The sequence below is a fragment of the Paramicrobacterium fandaimingii genome (genome assembly GCF_011751745.2).
In the GTDB taxonomy this organism is placed as follows: domain Bacteria; phylum Actinomycetota; class Actinomycetes; order Actinomycetales; family Microbacteriaceae; genus Paramicrobacterium; species Paramicrobacterium fandaimingii.
This window is the reverse complement of the sequence record NZ_CP061170.1, coordinates 462,169-479,214: the sequence shown is the minus strand read 5'-3', so window position 1 is coordinate 479,214 and position 17,046 is coordinate 462,169. Positions and strand designations below refer to the sequence as shown.

The window sequence follows — 17,046 nt, the reverse complement described above, 5'->3', positions numbered from 1 at the left end:
CGCGAGGCGTGCGCGTGAGATGCCGCGGCTGCCGCGTGGGGCGACGGCGGGGCACCTCCTTGTCGTTTCTCATGCGGCCCATATGCTCGGCGTCCCGGTCGTGGGTGCGCATTTGGGCCGCCTGAACGCGGGCGCCAAGGGTGGTCGCTCCCGGAACCGCTCAGCGACGTATGCCGCGACGGCGCGTCACGATCAGCACTGTGGTGCCGATCGCGATCACGGCGGCGGCAAGCGCAGAAAGCACGACGACCAGCCCGGCATCGGCTCCCGTGTACGGCAGCTCATCCGACGCCTCGTCGACAGCGTCATCGCCTGAAGCAGCACCATCGCTCGCCTCGCTGGCTTCGCCGTCAGCACCGTCACCCGCGCCCGCGCCCGCGCCCGGCTCACCATCGTTCGCGCCGTCACCCGGTTGCTCCGAACCGTCGCCTGAACCGTCGTCTGGGCCATCTGTTCCCTCGCCCGGGATCTCGCCCTCGGCGGCCATCAGCGCGATGCCGTAGTAGCTCGTCGTCCCTGATACCTCATTGCCAACGGCGAGCATCGCCTCGCCCGTCGGCGATGCGGCGGCCGACACGAACGCGATTCCCTCGGGGCCCAAGTCTCCCGCGGCCGACAGCACGGCAACGGGGGCATCAGCATCCTCAACCGACACGGAAAAGTCGCGGTTGTTCAGGTACGTGACGAACGACGATTGAGCAGGGTCGGCAACGTCGTACACGGCGATTCCGCCCACACGCTCAAAGCCGACGAACGCATACGTTCGACCGTCGATCTCCCCGAGCGTCACGCTCTCGGGCTCGGGGCCCTTGTCGTCGCTGCGGCCCTCGCGATTCGACTCGCTGTGGTTTGAGTTGAAGAACTCGGGGATCGCCTCGGCCGTGATCCGCTCAAATGCGTCTCCGGAGTCGAAGACAAGCTCACCTGATGTCGTCCAGATCGAGAACGATCTGCCACCAAACGCATACAGGTTCTCATAGCAGCTCCCGTCGTCAGACAACCCCAGGTCGGAGATCACGGTGAGACGCCCCAGATCGGCGTCGCCCGTCGCGCCCGAGAGCGGACTCGTCGCACACACAGGCGCGAGGCCGTCATCACCCAGGTCTTTCACCCGTGCGGCATCCACGAAGTCGCCCCACTCGCGCGAGTCGCCCTCGTTTGCCGTGACAAGGTACGTCTCGCCACCCACCGTGTATGCGCTGATGCCGTCGGGCATGTAGGCGCCGTACAGTCCATCGTATGTGGAGATGTTCGCGGTAGGGCCGTCTTCGGGGTCGCGGTCAGACGCATCGAGTCCGTTGGCAATCGCGCCGTGGTCTTTGTACCCGAGTGGCCAGATCTCGGTGACGGATGCCGTCGCCAGATCGATCACGGCGACAGCGTTCGCCTCTTGCAGCGCGGCATACGCTGTGCCGTTCGAGACGGCGATGTACTCCGGCTCGAGGTTGCGCGAGATCGGAAGGTCAGACTCGGGCGTCGGCCCGAAGATGCGCACCGCAGGGTCGAGGGTCTTCGAGCCGCCCGCCTCGAAGTCGTGAAAGTCCGCCGTGCGCACGGCATCCTGTGCCGGTGCCGCGACGGTCGCGGGCAATGTCACGACACTGATCGATCCTTCGGGATCGACGTCGAAGTCTTCCGACGGCTCGCCCTCGTTGGCGATGACGGCGTAGCTGCCGTCGTCGCTGATCGTCACCATGTCGGGCAGCGCACCCACCTCGACCGAACCGAGGATGCGGGCAGACTCCGCGTTCGCGTCAAAGAGCAGGAGCCTGCCGGCATCCGTCTTGGTTTCGGCCTCAAGGGCGACGACACCGAGGCCGTCGTCCCGAATCGCCACCGAGTTTGCGACGCCGGTTGCGCCGATGGAGTACAGCAACGATGGCGTGCTCGGATCACTCACATCGACGACGTCGACGACGGCCTTCTGCGCGTTGACGGTGTAGCTGCGGCCGTCATAGTAGGCGACGATCTCAGCGGCGGACTCGTCGAAGACTTCGGTCTCGTAGCTTCCGAGCACCGAGAGTGCGAGCGCGGCGCCGGGTGCTGAGTGTGTGATCGCGGGCGTTGCCGGGGCGGCAGCTGCGGGCACAGAGAGAGCAAGTGAGGCGACAATGATGGCGGATGCGGCGAGCGCGCAACGTGCCGCAGGGCGTGACTGTGACATGGGACCTTCCGGTGAGAGGGGGCCCTGTCTTTGTAGAGGTACGGGATGTCAGGCCGGTGAACAACCGGTTGCGCGTCAGAACTCTGTTCACAGATTCGGAAATCTCGACGCCCGTGCGGCGGGTCCGACGGCAACACGCCGTCGCCGCCACGAAAGTTCCGAATCGTTGACCGCTCGCGCTACGAAAGCGAGACGTCGAGCACGACCTTGCCCTGCGGCCTGCCCTTCTCGACGCGGTCGAAAGCGGCCGCGGCATCCACGAGTGGAAACACCGAGTCAACGCGAACTCCGTACTCGTGCGTTGCGATGAGCCGCGGCACCTCGGTAAGGATGTCCCACGCGCCATCTGCTCCACCGCCCGTCGCCCGCGCTCCCAGCTCCGGAGCACTGAAGTCCGCCACCGACACCACCTGTGCGGCGTCGTCGACGAGGGAGATCAGCTCGGGCAGCGACCCGGAGCCGGCGGTGTCGAGCACGGCGTCCACGTGATCCGCGAGTCCACGCACGCGTTCGCTGATGCCGCGACCGTACCTGACGGGTTCAGCGCCGCGCGATGCGAGGTATTCATGGTTGCGCTCAGATGCCGTGCCGATCACGCGAGCACCGCGGGCACGGGCGAGCTGCACAGCGGCCGCACCGACTCCGCCGGACGCACCCTCGATGACGAGCGTCTGGCCTTCCCGCACGTTCAGCAGGCGAAGGCTGCGCTCGGCGGTCTCCGTGACCATAGGCAGCGCGGCGGCATTCGTCCACCCGAGCATCGGCGGCTTCTGCACGACGTGCTTCAGCACGGCGAACTCGGCGTGGGTGCGAAAACCCCAGCCGAAAACCTCGTCTCCGACGGCAACATGCTCAATGCCGTCCCCGACCTCGTCGACGATGCCCGAGGCTTCGAACCCCGGGGTGGCGGGAAACGTCGCCTCGCCCATCTGGCCGTTGCGCTTCTTGATGTCTGCCCTATTCACGCCCGCTGCCTGAACGCGGATGCGCACGCGGCCCTCACGCGCGTGCGGCTCGTCACGCGGCCCCACACGCATCACCGAACTGTCACCGAACTCGTCATAGCTGACCGCCAGCATGAAGCGCCTCCCGAACGTCTGTGCCTACCCTTCGAGGGTACGACGACCGGGCAGTGCAGCGGCAAACGACCCAGCGGCCTCTGAGGCGCGTGCCCGAGCGGCAACGTATCCGTCGGGCCGAACGAGATAGAACTCGCCCGCCACAAGCGGCGTTTTGGGGGCAGCGGCAAAGACGTGCACCTCGCAGCCCAGTTCGCGCTCCAGCGCGCTCACAACACCAGGATTCACGCTTCCGTACTCGTGAACCTGCCATTTCAGTGAGCGCAGCGTCTCGAAGTTGCCGCCCGTCCACGGCAACCGCCGACCGACGATGTCATCTCTGCGGCCGCCGGCATGCACGCTCCCCGGCATGCGGTATCTCACACGCAGCTGGCCGAGATAGCCGAAGCCGCGGTTTCCCACCCACGTGCGCGGCACAACCCTCGTGATAATCGGCCCGAGCAGCCGCGGGCCGATGCGCCTCAGCGTTCGCGGCACGATGTCACGCGAGGTGACGAACGAGAACGCCCGGTCTGTCGTCTCGATCAGGTGGTGGGCCACCGGCATCCGCTCGATCTCATACCTGTCGAGGATGCTGTCGTCAGCGCCGTTCTTCAGCACGTCGGCGAATGCGAACGCGAGATTGTGGGCGTCTTGCAGCCCGGTGTTCATTCCCTGGGCTCCAACGGGCGAGTGAAGATGGGCGGCGTCTCCCGCCAGAAACACCGCTCCGTCGCGAAACCGCTCGGCAACGCGATGGTGCACGCGATAGGTGGCAAACCAGGAGAGCGACTGCCACGTCACGCCGAAGACCGTGCCGATTCTGTCGCGAACGGCGTCCGTTGCGGCATCCGGGTCGTCGGAGTCTTCTGTCACGAGCGTGAGCACGCGGGCGTGGCGTTCGCCCTCCATAGGGAACGTCAGCAGCAGGTCGCTCTCTGAGGCACGAATGTTGACGAGGTCTGGATCAAGGCCCGTGACACCGATCGCGTCGATGACGCAGAAACTCTGGGCACTCGTTGTTCCCTCGAAGGCGATTCCCCGAGCCTCGCGCACGGCAGACGATGCCCCGTCGGCGCCAACGAGATAGCGGGCGGTGATCGTGCGTTCCGTCCCCGCGTCGTCGACGAGGCGAACGGCGACGCCGCCGTCGATCGTCTCGGCTCCGGCAAACGTCGTTCCCCATTCCACATCGTGCCCGTGATCGCGCAGCGCGTCACTGAGAATGCTCTCGTTGCGGCTCTGCTCGAGAATGTACAGCCGGGGGTACGCTGTCTGTCCTGCACCGATCGCACCGAACTCGACGGCGTTGAATGTCTGCCGCTCGTACCCGGGGCGCGCGCCCTCTGCCACACGCACCTCGCCCATCACCCGCTTGGCGAGCCCCAGCTGCTCATAGATCTCGAGCGAGCGTGCCTGAAGGGTGAGCGCTCGCGACTCCCGCGTCGGTTCGTGCTTGCCGTCGACGATGACGGCGTCGATGTTCAACTCTGCCAGCCAGGCGGCGAGCATGAGACCGGTCGGGCCGGCTCCGACCACGATGATGTCGGCGTCCATCACTCCACCGTACGCCCGCGCGACCCTCACGTGCAGCTTGCGGCATCCGCATGCCCTTGCCACACTTGTCTCACCTCGCATGTGCCGAATCGACGACGGGAGTCAAGTGGCCGAGCCATTCTCAGCGATTGATCCGGAGCTGTACGAGCCGCCGTTCGAGCAGCTGCGCGCTCAGCTGATCGATGCCGTCAGAAGCGGGCGCGCCGCCGCAGGCGAGAAGCTGCCGACCGTGCGCGGGCTCGCCACAGAGCTCCATCTCGCGGCCAACACCGTTGCCAAGGCGTACCGCGCTCTCGAAGAAGACGGTCTCATCGAGACACGCGGCCGCAGCGGATCGTTCGTCGCGGCGCAGGGCGACGCCACACAGCAGCGCCTGCAGCGCGCCGCGCACGACTACGCCCAGCTTGCGCACGAGCTGAAGGTGGATGCCGCGAGCGCCCTCGACTACGCGCGGGCGGCCCTCGGCATCCGTCCCTGACTCTGCCATTGAGAAAACTCTGCCATCGAAAGGCGCTGCCGTCGAAAAGCGTTACGACGTCGCAGCGCCCTCCCGAGTACGAAGGTCTTTGCGCAGAATCTTTCCCGAACTCGACTTTGGTATCGACTCGATGAACTCGACGCGCCGAATCTTCTTGTATGGAGCAACCCGCTCGGCGACGTAGGCCATCACATCGTCAGCCGTGACGTTCCCGTCGGCAGCGGGCACGACGAACGCCTTCGGAATCTCCTGGCCGTCATCGTCCTTCACTCCGATGACGGCAACGTCGGCAATTCCCGGGTGCCCGAGCAGCAGCGCCTCGAGCTCTGCGGGAGGCACCTGGTAACCGTGGTATTTGATGAGCTCCTTCACGCGGTCGACGATGGAGAACCATCCGCCCTCGCTCGCGGTGGCGACGTCGCCGGTGTGGAAGAAGTCGTCGTCGTCAATGGCGTGCGCCGTCTCGTCTGGCTTATTGAGGTACCCCATCATCACTTGCGGCCCCTTGATCCAGAGCTCACCAGGCGCCGTCTCGCCGTCGGCACCGAATTCGGTGATTTCACCGCCGCTGTCTGTGTCGACAAGCTTGCACACCGTGTTTGGAAGCAGTACGCCCATTGAGCTCAGCGGAATATCGTCACGCGCCACCGGCACTGCGTGTGTGACGGGGCTCGTCTCGGTAAGTCCGTAGCCCTGCATGACGCGGGCGTGAATGCGGTGCCCCGCGAGTTCTGCCGTTTCACCGTCAAGCGGCGCCGCCCCCGAGAAAACCGAGTGCACCGTCGAAATATCGTAGTTGTCGACGATCGGATGCTTCGCGAGAGCCACCGCGATCGGCGGCGCAATGAAGAGATACGTACACCCGTGCTCCTGAATGTTCGACAGAAACTCCTCAAGGTCGAACCGCGGCATTGTGACGAGGCTTGCGCGTTGCCGAAGCGCGAGGTTGAGCAGCACAGTCATGCCGTAGATGTGGAAGAACGGCAGAACGGCGAGCACCCGGTCGGTGTCGCGCAGATCGATGATCACCCGCGACTGCTCGACATTGGCGACGAGGTTGCGGTGACTGAGCTCCACTCCCTTCGGGGTTCCCGTCGTTCCCGACGAGTACGGCAGTACGGCGAGGTGTGTAGCTGGGTCGAGGGTGACCACAGGCGGGGTGCGCTGCTCGCTGAGCAGCTCACGCAGGTTCGGGTGACCGTCAGCGCCGTCGAGCACGATCACGTGATCGGCGGGGATGCCGCGGGCCTCAGCTGCCTCGGCTGCGGCGGCCAGCAGCGGGCTGACAGTGATGATCCACGTGGCCGCGGCATCCTGAATCTGACTCTCGATCTCGGTTGCCGTGTACAGCGAATTGAACGATGTCACCGCGGCGCCGAGACGAAGCACACCATGAAATGCCGTGGCAAACACCGGCACGTTCGGGCACAGAAGCCCGACAACAGTGTCGCTGTCGACTCCGCGCGCAGCGAGAGCGCCGGCGAACGCATCAATCTGGGCTTTCAGCGCCCCGTACGTCGTCTCGGCTCCGGTGGCCGGATCAATGAGGGCAACGCGGGCGGCATCCTCATTTGTCAGGTCACCGAAGAGATAGTCATAGACGCTGAGATCGGGAATCTCCACGTCGGGGAACGGGCTGTAGAACACGATGCTTCTCCTTTGAATCGTCGTGCGTGCTCCGGAGTGCCGGAAGGGGTTGCCGTCTATCTTCCCACTGGAGCGCGCTGCGCAATCGGATCTGCGCCACAGAAAAATCAGCGGCGCAGATCCGGAAGTGTCGCACAGGGGGAACTGTTGGCGTTCAGTTGCGCGTTCGCCCTGCTGGCTCGGCCTTGTTCACGAGGTCGCGCGAGTGGAGGATGTCACCGATAAAGAGGTCGTAGAGAAGCACACCGACAACACCGCCGATGAGCGGCCCGACGATCGGCACCCAGAAGTAGGCGCTGAATGAGCCATCGACGGTACCGGGTAGGGCGACGTCACCCCAGCCTGCCATCCATGCGAACAGCCGCGGCCCGAAGTCACGGGCTGGGTTGATGGCATACCCGGCGTTTGCACCGAACGACATACCGATCGCCGCTACGGCGAGGCCGATCAGAAGCGGGCCAAGCCCCGCTTTCACAGCAGCATTGCGCATGTCGATGATTGCCGCAACGAACATCACGAGGAATGCTGTGCCCACGATCTGGTCGGCAAGCGGAATCCACATGTTGCCGTCGAAATAGGGCGCAGGGAATGTCGCGAAGATTGAGAACGTGATGTTCCCGTCTGGATCCGTTCGGGCGACGCCCATGGCCTCGTTGAACGCATTGATCGCATCGAAGTACAACAGGTACACCAGCGCCGCACCGACGAACGCCCCGACAACCTGGGCAACGATGTACGGCACGACCTTCTTCCACGGAAACTTGCGTCGCACAGCAAACGCCAGCGTCACCGCGGGGTTGATGTGGGCGCCGCTCACTCCCCCGGCGACGTAGACGCCGAACGCCACAGCGAACGCCCATCCCCAGCCGATCAGCAGCCAGTCACCCGCACCGAGAAAAAACGATGTTGGGTCTTCGGTGCGCCCAGAACCCGGCAAACCGGCGACAGCCATGGCGACGACTCCGTCCCCGAAAGCGATCAGAACAAATGTTCCGAGAAATTCCGCGAGCACCTCCCCCCACGTGCCGTTCAGGCGCTTCAGGCCGCTGCCGTGTCGCAGCGCACCGCGCAGAGGTGTGATGTCACTCATGATGAGCCTCCTGGGTATCGACATCGATGTCTCTACTTCCGAGGGTCTCGTGTACAACGGGGCTCTCATTTTGCACAGTACGCCCGCGTTGCGGGGCGCACAAGAGCACAGCAACGCACGGCACGCGCTGCACGGGCAGGCGTGCGCGCCCGATGGGCTGAGTGGTCGTCAGCGCACTGCCGAGTAGCGCAGCTCCGGCCGACCGGCCTGGCCGTAACGGGGAGTCACTGTCGCACGCCCAATCTCCGTGAGAAACTCAAGGTAGCGTCGCGCACTCACTCGCGAGAGACCCGTTGTTTCAGCGATTTCAGCGGCGGATGCCGAGTCCGGCTCATTGGCAAGGGCGGAAGCCACCTTCTCGAGCGTCGACTTGCCGATCCCTTTTGGCAGCGTCGCCTGCGGCAGATTCACGCGCCCACCGTGCATGAACACGTCGATTGACGACTGATCGATCGTCGCACGCGGTTGCGTATCGAGCTGGCGCCTTGTGCGCGCGAACTCAGCCAGCGCGTCCCGCAGCATCCCCGCGCTGAAGGGCTTCACTAGGTAGCGGAAAGCACCGCCCAGCTTGGCTCTTCGCACACTGTCAAGATCGCGGGCTGCGGTGACGGCGATCACGTCGATGTCTCGTGTCGTGTCGTCCGCACGCAATTCGGCGAGAACGTCGAGCCCTCCGATATCGGGTAGGTACAGATCGAGCACAATGAGGTTGGGCCTCAGCGATCGCGCCTGGCGAAGCGCCTGTGATCCCGAGTGCGCTGCTGCGACGACGGTGAACTCGGCGAGCGACTCGATAAAGCGTTTGTGAATTTCTGCAACAGCGAAGTCATCGTCCACGACAAGCACAGTGAACGGAGTCACGAGACGCTCCCCTGTAGTGCCGCCAGCGTGTTCACGTTGGCGAGCACGGCAGTGAATGTCGAGCCCCCGCCCGGCTCAGCGGCCACGGTGACGTCTCCACCGCGTCGGCGGGAAATTCGGCGAACGAGCGCAAGCCCGATGCCTCGACGACCGTTCGCCGAGGTCTTTGTCGACACTCCGGTATCGAAGATGCGCTGTGCCAACTCATCGGGAACACCTTCGCCGTCATCGCTCACGACAACGACACAGCCCGAATCGTCTCGGATGCTGACGTTCACAGTTCCGCCCAGGTCGCAGGCGTCAAATGCGTTCTCAATGAGGTTACCGACCACCGTCAACACGTCGATGCGGGCATCCATGCTTTCCGAGAGGTCGCGCAGCGAGCTCTGCGGATCGATGTCGAGTACGATCGCCCGTTCGCGCGCCCGGGCATCGAGCGAGATGAGCAGCGCGCCCACTTCAAGATCGACAATCCCCGGGTGAGCGCTGTCGCCGTTCAACGTGCCGCCGCCGTTTGTGCGCTCGATGATTGCGACGGCCTCGTCTGTGTGACCCAGCTCGATGAGCCCTGAGATCACGTGCAGCTGGTTTGAGAACTCGTGTGCCTGTGCCCGCAGCCCCTCGGCCAGACTCTGCACGCCCTCAAGCTCTCGCAGCATCTCGTGCAGGTGCGTATGGTCGCGCAGAATGAGCACGCTTGCCGTCGGCCCGCTGGGCACGCTGACCCGGTCGCTGTGCGCGATCAGCACACGGTGCCCGGCCAAGATGAGTCGCTCGTCGACGTCACCCTCATCGACAAGTTCGAGCACCGCGGTTTCCAGCACATCGACGGCTGCCCTGCCAACGTAGTGTTCGTCGTCGAGATCGAGCAGGCGCCTCGCTTCATCGTTGATGAGGGCGATGCGCTGCCGATCATCAACGGCGACGATCCCTTCGCGGATGCCGTGAAGCATCGCGTCCCTGGTTTCGAGCAGCGCCGCGATCTCTTCCGGCTCGAGCGAGTAGATACGTCGTCTGATCACCCGCGTCGCCCACGCCGAACCGAGCACACCGAGCCCGGCCGCGATCGAGAGCACGATCACGAGCTGCAGGGTATCGGCGACGAGAGCCTCGTCGAGCATCGACTCAAGCATGCCGACAGAGACGGTTCCGATCACCTCGTCGCGGTGAAACACCGGCACCTTCACCCGCCACGACTCCCCCAGCGTTCCCGTCTGCGTTCCGACATACATCCCACCAGACAGGGGAACGGACGGGTCTGTCGATACCCGCTTGCCGATTCGGCTTTCGTTGGGGTGCGAGTATCGGATGCCGTCAGCATCCGTCACGACGACGTAGGTGACGTTCGATGCCTGACGAATCACCTCGGCGATCGGCTGAATCGTCTCGGCCGGGTCTTCGTCGTCGAAGGCATTGAGAATCGCAGGCATCGACGCGATGGACTCGGCAACGGAGATCATGCGGTTCTTATAAGCCTCGCGCAGTTCTCGCTCTTGAAACCACGACGATGCCACGCCGGCCGTCACCACGGTGACGAGCACGATCGACACCTGCAGCACAAGCAGCTGCACTCGTAGCGACATTGGCCGAGTCATTGCAACATTGTCGCATCGGCCGGGCACGCGAACCCACCGGCATCCGTGACCACAATGACCACAATGCACTCAATGACCGGATGCTTTCGCCATGCCCCGTTTCGCCCCTAGTGTCACTGCCAGCCCTCTGCACCGAGGGCACGCATCACTCAATGAGGAGGATCACGTTCCCATGGCACACAGCCGAAATCGACGTCGATGGGGTATCGGCGTCACAGCGATCACAGCAGTTGCGTCACTCGCACTCACGGGGTGCTCCGCGCAGGCGGGTGGGGGCGGAGGCGACTCAGCCGACGGCCCATCGAGTGTCGACATCATTGTTCCCGCTGACCCGGGTGGCGGCTGGGACCAGACCGGCCGCACCATGCAGCAGGTGCTGACCCAGGAGAAGATCGTCGACGACGCCCCGGTCACCAACATCGGAGGGGCGGGCGGAACTGTCGGGCTCGCCTCGCTTGCTACCGAGAAGAACCCCTACACGCTGTTCGTGACGGGGCTGGTCATGGTCGGCGCGGTTGAAACGAACGAATCGGCGACGCGCATCGAAGACACGACGCCCATCGCGAAGCTCACCGAAGAGGCACTCGTCGTCGTCGTTCCCGCTGACTCGAAGTACAAGACACTCGAAGATCTCGTCGAAGACGTCGTGAAGAACAAGAAGGATGTCACGATTACCGGCGGATCGGCCGGCGGTGCCGATCATATTCTGGCCGGCCAGCTGCTCGCCGCCGCGGGTGTCGCTCCGGAAGACACCAACTCAACGCTCAACTACATCGCCAACTCCGGTGGCGGAGAGGCTGTGACGATGCTTCTCGGCAACAACGTCTCGGCCGGAATCTCTGGCGTTGCCGAGTTCTCTGAGCACATCGAGTCAGGCAGTCTGCGTGCACTCGCCGTTTCGTCCCCCGAGCGTTCAGAGTTGCTTCCCGACACCCCGACGATCGTCGAGGCCGGCTACGACGTCGAGCTGACAAACTGGCGCGGAGTCCTCGCTCCAGGAGACATTTCCGACGACGAACGCGACGCCCTTGTCGACATCGTGACGCAGATGTACGAAACGGGCGTCTGGAAAGACGAGCTCGAGAAGAAGGGCTGGGCCGACGCGTTCATGGCTGGCGACGAGTTCGATGATTTCATCACAGCTGACATCGAGTCTGTCACCAAGACGCTCAAGAACATTGGGCTGATCTAGCATCATGTCTGTGCAGCACGATGGGGCTCCCGCTACAGAGCGGGAGCCCCGCACAGTCGCAGCACGGCCGGCCAACACGATCGGCGAGATCGTCTTCGCCGTGTCGTGCGTGGCGATCGGCATCGTCGCCCTCGTCGTCGCGAGTCAGATTCACGTGCCCCCGACAGCAAACACGGTCGGCCCGCAGGTGTTTCCGTACATCGTCGGAGGTGCTCTGACGCTTGTGGGAGTCGCGACGCTCATCGCCGTTTTCTTCGGCGCGCGGGGCGAAGCAGAAGACAGCGAGGATGCTGATGCGGCGAAGGGAACGGACTGGCTCACCGTTGCGAAGCTCGTCGTCTTCTTTCTCGCCCACGCATTTCTCATCGATTACATCGGCTGGCCGTTCGCCGCTGCGCTGCTCTTCTTCGGCGCGGCGTGGGCACTTGGGGCGAAGTCGCTCTGGCGTGCAGCCGTCGCCGGGGTGGTGCTCGGCATCCTGATCGAACTCGCCTTCGGCGTCGGTCTTGGGCTCTCGCTTCCGGCCGGGCCGCTTCTGAATTGGATACCGATCTTCAATGGATAGCATCGACCTTCTGCTGAACGGGTTCGCGACAGCCCTTCAGCCTCAGTACCTACTGTTCGCGCTGCTCGGAGTGCTCGTGGGAACCGCCGTCGGCGTGTTGCCCGGCATTGGCCCGGCCATGACGGTTGCGCTGCTGCTTCCCCTCACGTACACGCTCGACCCGACGGCGGCGATGATCGCGTTCGCGGGCATCTATTACGGCGGCATGTACGGAGGCTCGACGACGTCAATTCTGCTGAATACCCCGGGCGAATCAGCATCGATTGTGACGGCGCTCGAGGGTCATAAGATGGCAAAGCTCGGGCGAGGGGCCGCCGCTCTCGCGACGGCGGCAATCGGATCGTTCATCGCGGGAACCCTCGCGACGATCGCCCTCACGTTTGTTGCACCTTTTCTCGCTGATTGGGCCGTCTCGTTGAGGCCAAACGACTACTTCGCACTCATGATCGTCGCCTTTGTCACGGTTGGTGCGCTTCTCGGGTCGTCGCCGATGCGCGGCATCATCTCGCTCATGGGCGGACTGCTGCTCGGGCTCGTCGGCACCGACGTGACGAGCGGCCAGCAGCGGTTCACTTTCGGCGCTCCCGTGCTCGCAGACGGGGTGTCTGTCGTGATCGTTGCCGTCGCGCTCTTCGCCGTGGGCGAGACGCTGTACGTCGCATCGCGGCTGCGTCGCGGCCCCGTCTCTGTGGTTCCGATCACGAGCGGCTGGCGCACCTGGATGTCACGTGACGACTGGAAGCGGTCGTGGAAGCCGTGGCTTCGCGGATCGGCTATCGGGTTTCCGATCGGCACTGTTCCAGCGGGTGGCGCCGACGTCGCGACGTTCCTGTCGTATGCGGCGGAGCGCAAGCTCTCGAAGCGCAAGGATCAGTTCGGTAAGGGTGCGATCGAGGGCGTCGCCGGGCCGGAGGCGGCGAACAATGCAGCTGCTGCCGGCGTGCTCGTGCCTCTTCTGACGCTCGGGCTGCCAACGACAGCCACGGCCGCAATCATGATCTCGGCACTGCAGACCTACGGCATCCGCCCTGGCCCCCTGCTGTTCGACAGCCAGCCTGCGCTGGTGTGGGCGCTCATCGCGAGCCTGTACATCGGCAACCTCGTGCTCGTCGTGCTCAACCTGCCGCTCGTGGGAATGTGGGTGAAGCTGCTGCAGATTCCGCGGCACTACCTCTATGCGGGCATCCTGGTGTTCGCCGGGTTTGGTGCCTACGCGAACAAATTTAACTACCGCGAAGTCATCATTCTGCTCGTGCTCGGCGTTGCCGGCTTCTTCATGCGCCGCTACGGCTACCCCGTCGCGCCGCTGGTGATCGGCATGATCCTCGGTCCGATGGCAGAGGAGCAACTGCGCAAGTCACTCATGATCAGTCAGGGCGACCCGATCTACCTTGTCACGAGTCCGTTCGCGATCGGCGCGTACGCGTTCCTGCTTCTCGTGATGATCGCCGGCCTGTGGCTGCGTCATCGCCAGTCAAAGCTCGAGGCTCGTCTCGCAGCAGAAGATCTGGCCACCAGGGAACGCGAGGCGATCTCGGTTGACGCGCAGGTCACCGAGGGGTCACACCGTTCCGGCCCCCAGGAGGAGTGACCACGCCCGGGTGAGTCAGGGCACAGTGGGCGGATGCTGCGTCAGCGGCATCCGCCCTTTTTCTCCATCCGCGATTAGAGAGCCCCGCGCACGCGATACCGACCGCAGGTGAATGCACGATTGCGCACGACATCGATGATCTCGAGGTCGAGGGCTCGAGGCAGAAGCGGAGCGCCCGCGCCAAGTGTGACAGGCGCATACTGCACCCAGACTTCGTCCAGAAGACCCGCATCGGCGAACTGCCCAGCGAGTTCGCCTCCGCCCATGACCCAGAGGTCTTTGCCCGGCACGGCAGCCGTCATCTCGGCGTGCACGGGACGAACATCGCCCTGAACAATGCGCACATCGGCACCCTCTGTCACCGGAAGAGCCCGATGCGTGAAGACCCACGTCGGCCGCGTGTAGGGCCATCCGTCGTCGTCTTCTTCAGCGTGAATCGACTCGTACGTCGTCGCGCCCATGGCGATGGCGCCCATGCTGTCGATGAACGCGGGGTACGCCATCGGGCCCTCGAGATCGATATCTTGTTTCAGCAGCCAGTCAAGTGAGTTCTCGGGAGTCGCGATAAACCCGTCAAGGCTCGATGCCGTGTAGTAGTGGGTAGTCATGTGGCTGATGCTACGTCCAGCAGCCAACGCCTGGGCAGTGTCAGTGTTCGGCTACCCGGGTTCCCTGGTGGAATCGCAGACGCGGCTCGCTTGAGCTGAGATCCCAGATTGACGAGTGCCGGCTGAAGACGTCGCCTTCCCGCACAATGGCGTATGTCACGAGCACGTTGTGTGGCGCAAGCTCTGTGAACTGCCATTCAGCGGTCTGCGGCGATTCACCGCGCGTTTCGTCAGCGAGCATGGCGAGAATCTCGTCGCGCGTCCACAGCCGACCCGAGCGCCCGATCTCGGCAAAGTCATCGTGCAGCAGGGCGTCTACCCGGGCAGCGTCGCCGCGCACTTCCGGCGATTGCAGTGCTATCTCGGCATGCTGTATTTGCCTCAACCATTCGCGAGATGCCCGCATCATGAAAGCCCAAGTGCAATCTGTGCGTCCTCAATCAGCGGTCGCAATGATGAGTGCCATCGAGGCAGATCTTGCGAGAGCGTGAGCCACGTCTGTTCTCGGTCTACTTCATCATATTGATGAATAATGAAGTTGCGATTGGCAATGGCAAGCGACCAATCCACCCCATCGGGCGCGAGCAGTTCGAGGCGAGAGAGCCTCTTTGCGGCTTCGCCCAACTTCATCATCAGCGAATCGCCTGCCTCCTGCAAGAGCTCGTCTCGCATATAGGCCTCTCGACCGTGCCGCACAATTTCGGCGACCCGCTGCAGCCATGCATGTATGTGAAGTACTTCCTTCGACACGGCACGATTGATCACAGGAGCACTGCTTCTTCGCGAATATCGTTATCCAAATGCGGCTTCAGACCCCCGTACGACACGAGGTCCACCTTGCGCCCCAGGATCTGCTCAATCAGCTGCTTGAACTGAACGAAAGCGAACGACGACGTTCCCGTCGGTGCTTGAACGAGGAGGTCGATATCCGACCCACTCTCGGCTTCGCCGCGGGCGGTCGACCCAAACACCGCAAGACTGCTGTATCCGCGCTCTTCGGCCACGGTCTTGAGAATCTCCGCAGCAGACTCAAGAAGCATCTCCGGGTGCACAGAGCCGAGATCCGGTGCGAACTTCAGCTGCTGACTCACTGCAGGTTGAGTGATTCCCAGCACATCGGCGATACGCCGCTGCGTCATTCCGGTCGCGATCATCGCTCGCAATGCAATCACGCGGCGAAGGCGTGAAATCCCTTCACTCCGCTGTGCGTTGAAGTACTCGTCGACCAGTTGCATAAGGACATCTTATCAACAAGGTGGGTGCCGTACCCACGAAACTCTGCCGCACTTACGAGACACAGGCTGCCTTGCACCTCGGCACCCCGAGTCTCTCAGCTCGGCGCAATCTCAGGTCAGCCGTTTCCGTTCGAGCAGGTCTCGTCCGCCGCCGTCTGACCCTTCACGCTGTCGGGCAGCTCGACGGGGCCGTCTGTGGAGGGCGGAGCGGTCGCATCATCCTCGGGGGGCGTTGTCTCGCCATCGTCCGCAGGAGGTTCGGTGGAGTCCCCGTCCTTCGGCACAGCGCCGTATTCACCGGTACCACCCGTGATGGACAGGCTGCGGTCTGCCTTCACCGCGTCGAGCAAGGCTGCGGCATCCGCCTCAACCGGAATCTCGCCCTCCTGACCATTGAGCATTCCCGAGCCGGTGGGATACTTCACGAACGTGATGTTCTCGGTAGGCATGCCCTTGAGCGCCAACGCAATCGACACCATGGTGTTGGGATTGCTGAGCTCGTTCGACAGCGTCATGTTGTCGGCAGCGACATTTGCCAGGTTGTAGAGCTTGACCGGGTTGGAGAGCGTCTCCCCAGACAGAATCTTGCGCATGAGCGCCGACATGTATACCTGTTGGTTGCTGATGCGGCCGAGATCAGAGCCGTCGCCGACGCCGTAGCGCGTACGCAGAAACTGCAGCGCCGTCTCGCCCTTCAGCGTGACGTCGCCCGCCGGCAGATCAAGATTGGTCTTCGGATCGACGATGGGCTCACTCAAGCACACCTCGACGCCGCCGATCGCATTGGCCATGGCCGTGACGCCATTGAACTGAATGGCGCCGGCGTAGTGCACGGTCAGCCCGGTAAGTTCTTGCACTGTCGCTGCCGTACAGCCGAGACCGCCGTGCTTCAGTGTGGTGTTCACCTTCTGGATGCCGGCTGGAGGCTGCTCGCCCTCGGGAACAGTGCCGTCTTCGTCTTGTGGGTACGGGCACGCCGGAACGTCAACGAAGGTATCGCGTGGAATCGAAATGGCCGTCGCATTCGAGTGGTCTTCTGAGATGTGCACGAGGATCGTGACGTCATTGAGCTGCCCCGTGAGCTGCTTCGGATCGCCGAAGCCGTCGCCTTGCCCCTCGCGGCTGTCGCTGCCGACAAGCAGAAGGTTGAAGCCGCCCTCGATCGCGTTGACGTCGGGGACCGGCTGCCCGGAATTTCCCGGAAGCGACACTCCCCCGCGATCGAGCCGGCCGAAGATGTCGGCGACGCCCCACGCGGCAACGCCGACAACGGTCAACGCCAGCACCGCCACCGACGCGATGGCCACCTTCAGCGTCGTCCGCAGGCCGCTGCGACGCGGCTGACGGCCATGGCGCACCGGCGCTTCATTCGCGTCGCGCCGACTCATGGCAGCATCCTTCGGCT

The 17,046-nt window shown here is 63.8% G+C and carries 16 protein-coding genes; 4 read left to right on the top strand and 12 right to left on the bottom strand.

The features are described from left to right. Positions 1 to 160: 160 nt before the first annotated feature. The 3 genes from HCR84_RS02340 to HCR84_RS02330 form a co-directional block, all read right to left on the bottom strand. Positions 161 to 2,164, bottom strand: coding sequence for a choice-of-anchor I family protein (locus HCR84_RS02340; RefSeq protein ID WP_195706679.1), 2,004 nt, complete (start codon positions 2,162 to 2,164; stop codon positions 161 to 163). Positions 2,165 to 2,343: 179 nt separating this feature from the next. Beyond that, positions 2,344 to 3,243: an NADP-dependent oxidoreductase gene (locus HCR84_RS02335; protein WP_166982470.1), complete on the bottom strand. Its 900-nt coding sequence runs from the start codon at positions 3,241 to 3,243 to the stop codon at positions 2,344 to 2,346. Positions 3,244 to 3,267: 24 nt separating this feature from the next. Then, positions 3,268 to 4,779, bottom strand: coding sequence for an FAD-dependent monooxygenase (locus tag HCR84_RS02330; RefSeq protein WP_166982471.1), 1,512 nt, complete (start codon positions 4,777 to 4,779; stop codon positions 3,268 to 3,270). 106 nt (positions 4,780 to 4,885) lie between these two features. On the opposite strand from HCR84_RS02330, the gene HCR84_RS02325 reads away from it, so the two are divergent. Continuing rightward, positions 4,886 to 5,257, top strand: coding sequence for a GntR family transcriptional regulator (locus HCR84_RS02325; RefSeq protein WP_235940907.1), 372 nt, complete (start codon positions 4,886 to 4,888; stop codon positions 5,255 to 5,257). Between the two features lie 51 nt (positions 5,258 to 5,308). Here the strand turns inward: HCR84_RS02325 and HCR84_RS02320 are convergent, their stop codons facing one another. From HCR84_RS02320 to HCR84_RS02305, 4 genes are all read right to left on the bottom strand, one after another. Continuing rightward, on the bottom strand, positions 5,309 to 6,904 hold the full coding sequence (locus tag HCR84_RS02320) for an AMP-binding protein (protein WP_166982475.1): 1,596 nt from the start codon (positions 6,902 to 6,904) through the stop codon (positions 5,309 to 5,311). A gap of 154 nt (positions 6,905 to 7,058) precedes the next feature. Further along, on the bottom strand, positions 7,059 to 7,994 hold the full coding sequence (locus HCR84_RS02315; protein WP_166982477.1) for an MIP/aquaporin family protein: 936 nt from the start codon (positions 7,992 to 7,994) through the stop codon (positions 7,059 to 7,061). Positions 7,995 to 8,162: 168 nt separating this feature from the next. Next, on the bottom strand, positions 8,163 to 8,855 hold the full coding sequence (locus HCR84_RS02310) for a response regulator transcription factor (RefSeq protein WP_218043607.1): 693 nt from the start codon (positions 8,853 to 8,855) through the stop codon (positions 8,163 to 8,165). Next, positions 8,852 to 10,450: an ATP-binding protein gene (locus tag HCR84_RS02305; RefSeq protein WP_166982479.1), complete on the bottom strand. Its 1,599-nt coding sequence runs from the start codon at positions 10,448 to 10,450 to the stop codon at positions 8,852 to 8,854. The genes HCR84_RS02310 and HCR84_RS02305 overlap by 4 nt, the downstream gene beginning before the upstream one ends. Before the next feature lie 172 nt (positions 10,451 to 10,622). On the opposite strand from HCR84_RS02305, the gene HCR84_RS02300 reads away from it, so the two are divergent. From HCR84_RS02300 to HCR84_RS02290, 3 genes are read left to right on the top strand one after another with little or no spacing between them, the layout of a single operon-like run. After that, a complete protein-coding gene (locus HCR84_RS02300; RefSeq protein WP_166982481.1) occupies positions 10,623 to 11,642 on the top strand; it encodes a Bug family tripartite tricarboxylate transporter substrate binding protein in 1,020 nt (339 codons plus the stop codon). Positions 11,643 to 11,646: 4 nt separating this feature from the next. Beyond that, positions 11,647 to 12,207 carry a tripartite tricarboxylate transporter TctB family protein gene (locus tag HCR84_RS02295; RefSeq protein ID WP_166982483.1) on the top strand — a complete coding sequence of 187 codons (561 nt, stop codon included), beginning with the start codon at positions 11,647 to 11,649 and terminating at the stop codon, positions 12,205 to 12,207. Then, complete coding sequence (locus HCR84_RS02290) at positions 12,200 to 13,798, top strand: tripartite tricarboxylate transporter permease (protein WP_166982485.1); 1,599 nt, start codon at positions 12,200 to 12,202, stop codon at positions 13,796 to 13,798. Before HCR84_RS02295 ends, HCR84_RS02290 begins: the two co-directional genes overlap by 8 nt. A 74-nt stretch (positions 13,799 to 13,872) precedes the next feature. Here the strand turns inward: HCR84_RS02290 and HCR84_RS02285 are convergent, their stop codons facing one another. The 5 genes from HCR84_RS02285 to HCR84_RS02265 all read right to left on the bottom strand — a co-directional run bounded on the left by HCR84_RS02285 (position 13,873) and on the right by HCR84_RS02265 (position 17,029). Continuing rightward, on the bottom strand, positions 13,873 to 14,406 hold the full coding sequence (locus HCR84_RS02285; protein ID WP_166982487.1) for a dihydrofolate reductase family protein: 534 nt from the start codon (positions 14,404 to 14,406) through the stop codon (positions 13,873 to 13,875). Positions 14,407 to 14,446: 40 nt separating this feature from the next. After that, positions 14,447 to 14,812 (bottom strand): nuclear transport factor 2 family protein, encoded by a 366-nt coding sequence (locus tag HCR84_RS02280; RefSeq protein WP_268921457.1) that lies wholly within the window; start codon positions 14,810 to 14,812, stop codon positions 14,447 to 14,449. Beyond that, a complete protein-coding gene (locus HCR84_RS02275) occupies positions 14,812 to 15,171 on the bottom strand; it encodes a HepT-like ribonuclease domain-containing protein (RefSeq protein ID WP_166982491.1) in 360 nt (119 codons plus the stop codon). Before HCR84_RS02275 ends, HCR84_RS02280 begins: the two co-directional genes overlap by 1 nt. Next, positions 15,168 to 15,641, bottom strand: coding sequence for a nucleotidyltransferase domain-containing protein (locus HCR84_RS02270; protein ID WP_166982493.1), 474 nt, complete (start codon positions 15,639 to 15,641; stop codon positions 15,168 to 15,170). The genes HCR84_RS02275 and HCR84_RS02270 overlap by 4 nt, the downstream gene beginning before the upstream one ends. A gap of 116 nt (positions 15,642 to 15,757) precedes the next feature. Beyond that, positions 15,758 to 17,029, bottom strand: a complete 1,272-nt coding sequence (locus tag HCR84_RS02265) for an LCP family protein (protein ID WP_166982495.1) — start codon at positions 17,027 to 17,029, stop codon at positions 15,758 to 15,760. Positions 17,030 to 17,046: the final 17 nt, after the last annotated feature.

Coding starts and splice junctions, on each gene's coding strand:
- HCR84_RS02340 (WP_195706679.1), bottom strand. CDS start 2,164: ATGTCACAGTCACGCCCTGCGGCACGTTGCGCGCTCGCCGCATCCGCC.
- HCR84_RS02335 (WP_166982470.1), bottom strand. CDS start 3,243: ATGCTGGCGGTCAGCTATGACGAGTTCGGTGACAGTTCGGTGATGCGT.
- HCR84_RS02330 (WP_166982471.1), bottom strand. CDS start 4,779: ATGGACGCCGACATCATCGTGGTCGGAGCCGGCCCGACCGGTCTCATG.
- HCR84_RS02315 (WP_166982477.1), bottom strand. CDS start 7,994: ATGAGTGACATCACACCTCTGCGCGGTGCGCTGCGACACGGCAGCGGC.
- HCR84_RS02305 (WP_166982479.1), bottom strand. CDS start 10,450: ATGACTCGGCCAATGTCGCTACGAGTGCAGCTGCTTGTGCTGCAGGTG.
- HCR84_RS02300 (WP_166982481.1), top strand. CDS start 10,623: ATGGCACACAGCCGAAATCGACGTCGATGGGGTATCGGCGTCACAGCG.
- HCR84_RS02295 (WP_166982483.1), top strand. CDS start 11,647: ATGTCTGTGCAGCACGATGGGGCTCCCGCTACAGAGCGGGAGCCCCGC.
- HCR84_RS02290 (WP_166982485.1), top strand. CDS start 12,200: ATGGATAGCATCGACCTTCTGCTGAACGGGTTCGCGACAGCCCTTCAG.
- HCR84_RS02285 (WP_166982487.1), bottom strand. CDS start 14,406: ATGACTACCCACTACTACACGGCATCGAGCCTTGACGGGTTTATCGCG.
- HCR84_RS02280 (WP_268921457.1), bottom strand. CDS start 14,812: ATGCGGGCATCTCGCGAATGGTTGAGGCAAATACAGCATGCCGAGATA.
- HCR84_RS02270 (WP_166982493.1), bottom strand. CDS start 15,641: ATGCAACTGGTCGACGAGTACTTCAACGCACAGCGGAGTGAAGGGATT.
- HCR84_RS02265 (WP_166982495.1), bottom strand. CDS start 17,029: ATGAGTCGGCGCGACGCGAATGAAGCGCCGGTGCGCCATGGCCGTCAG.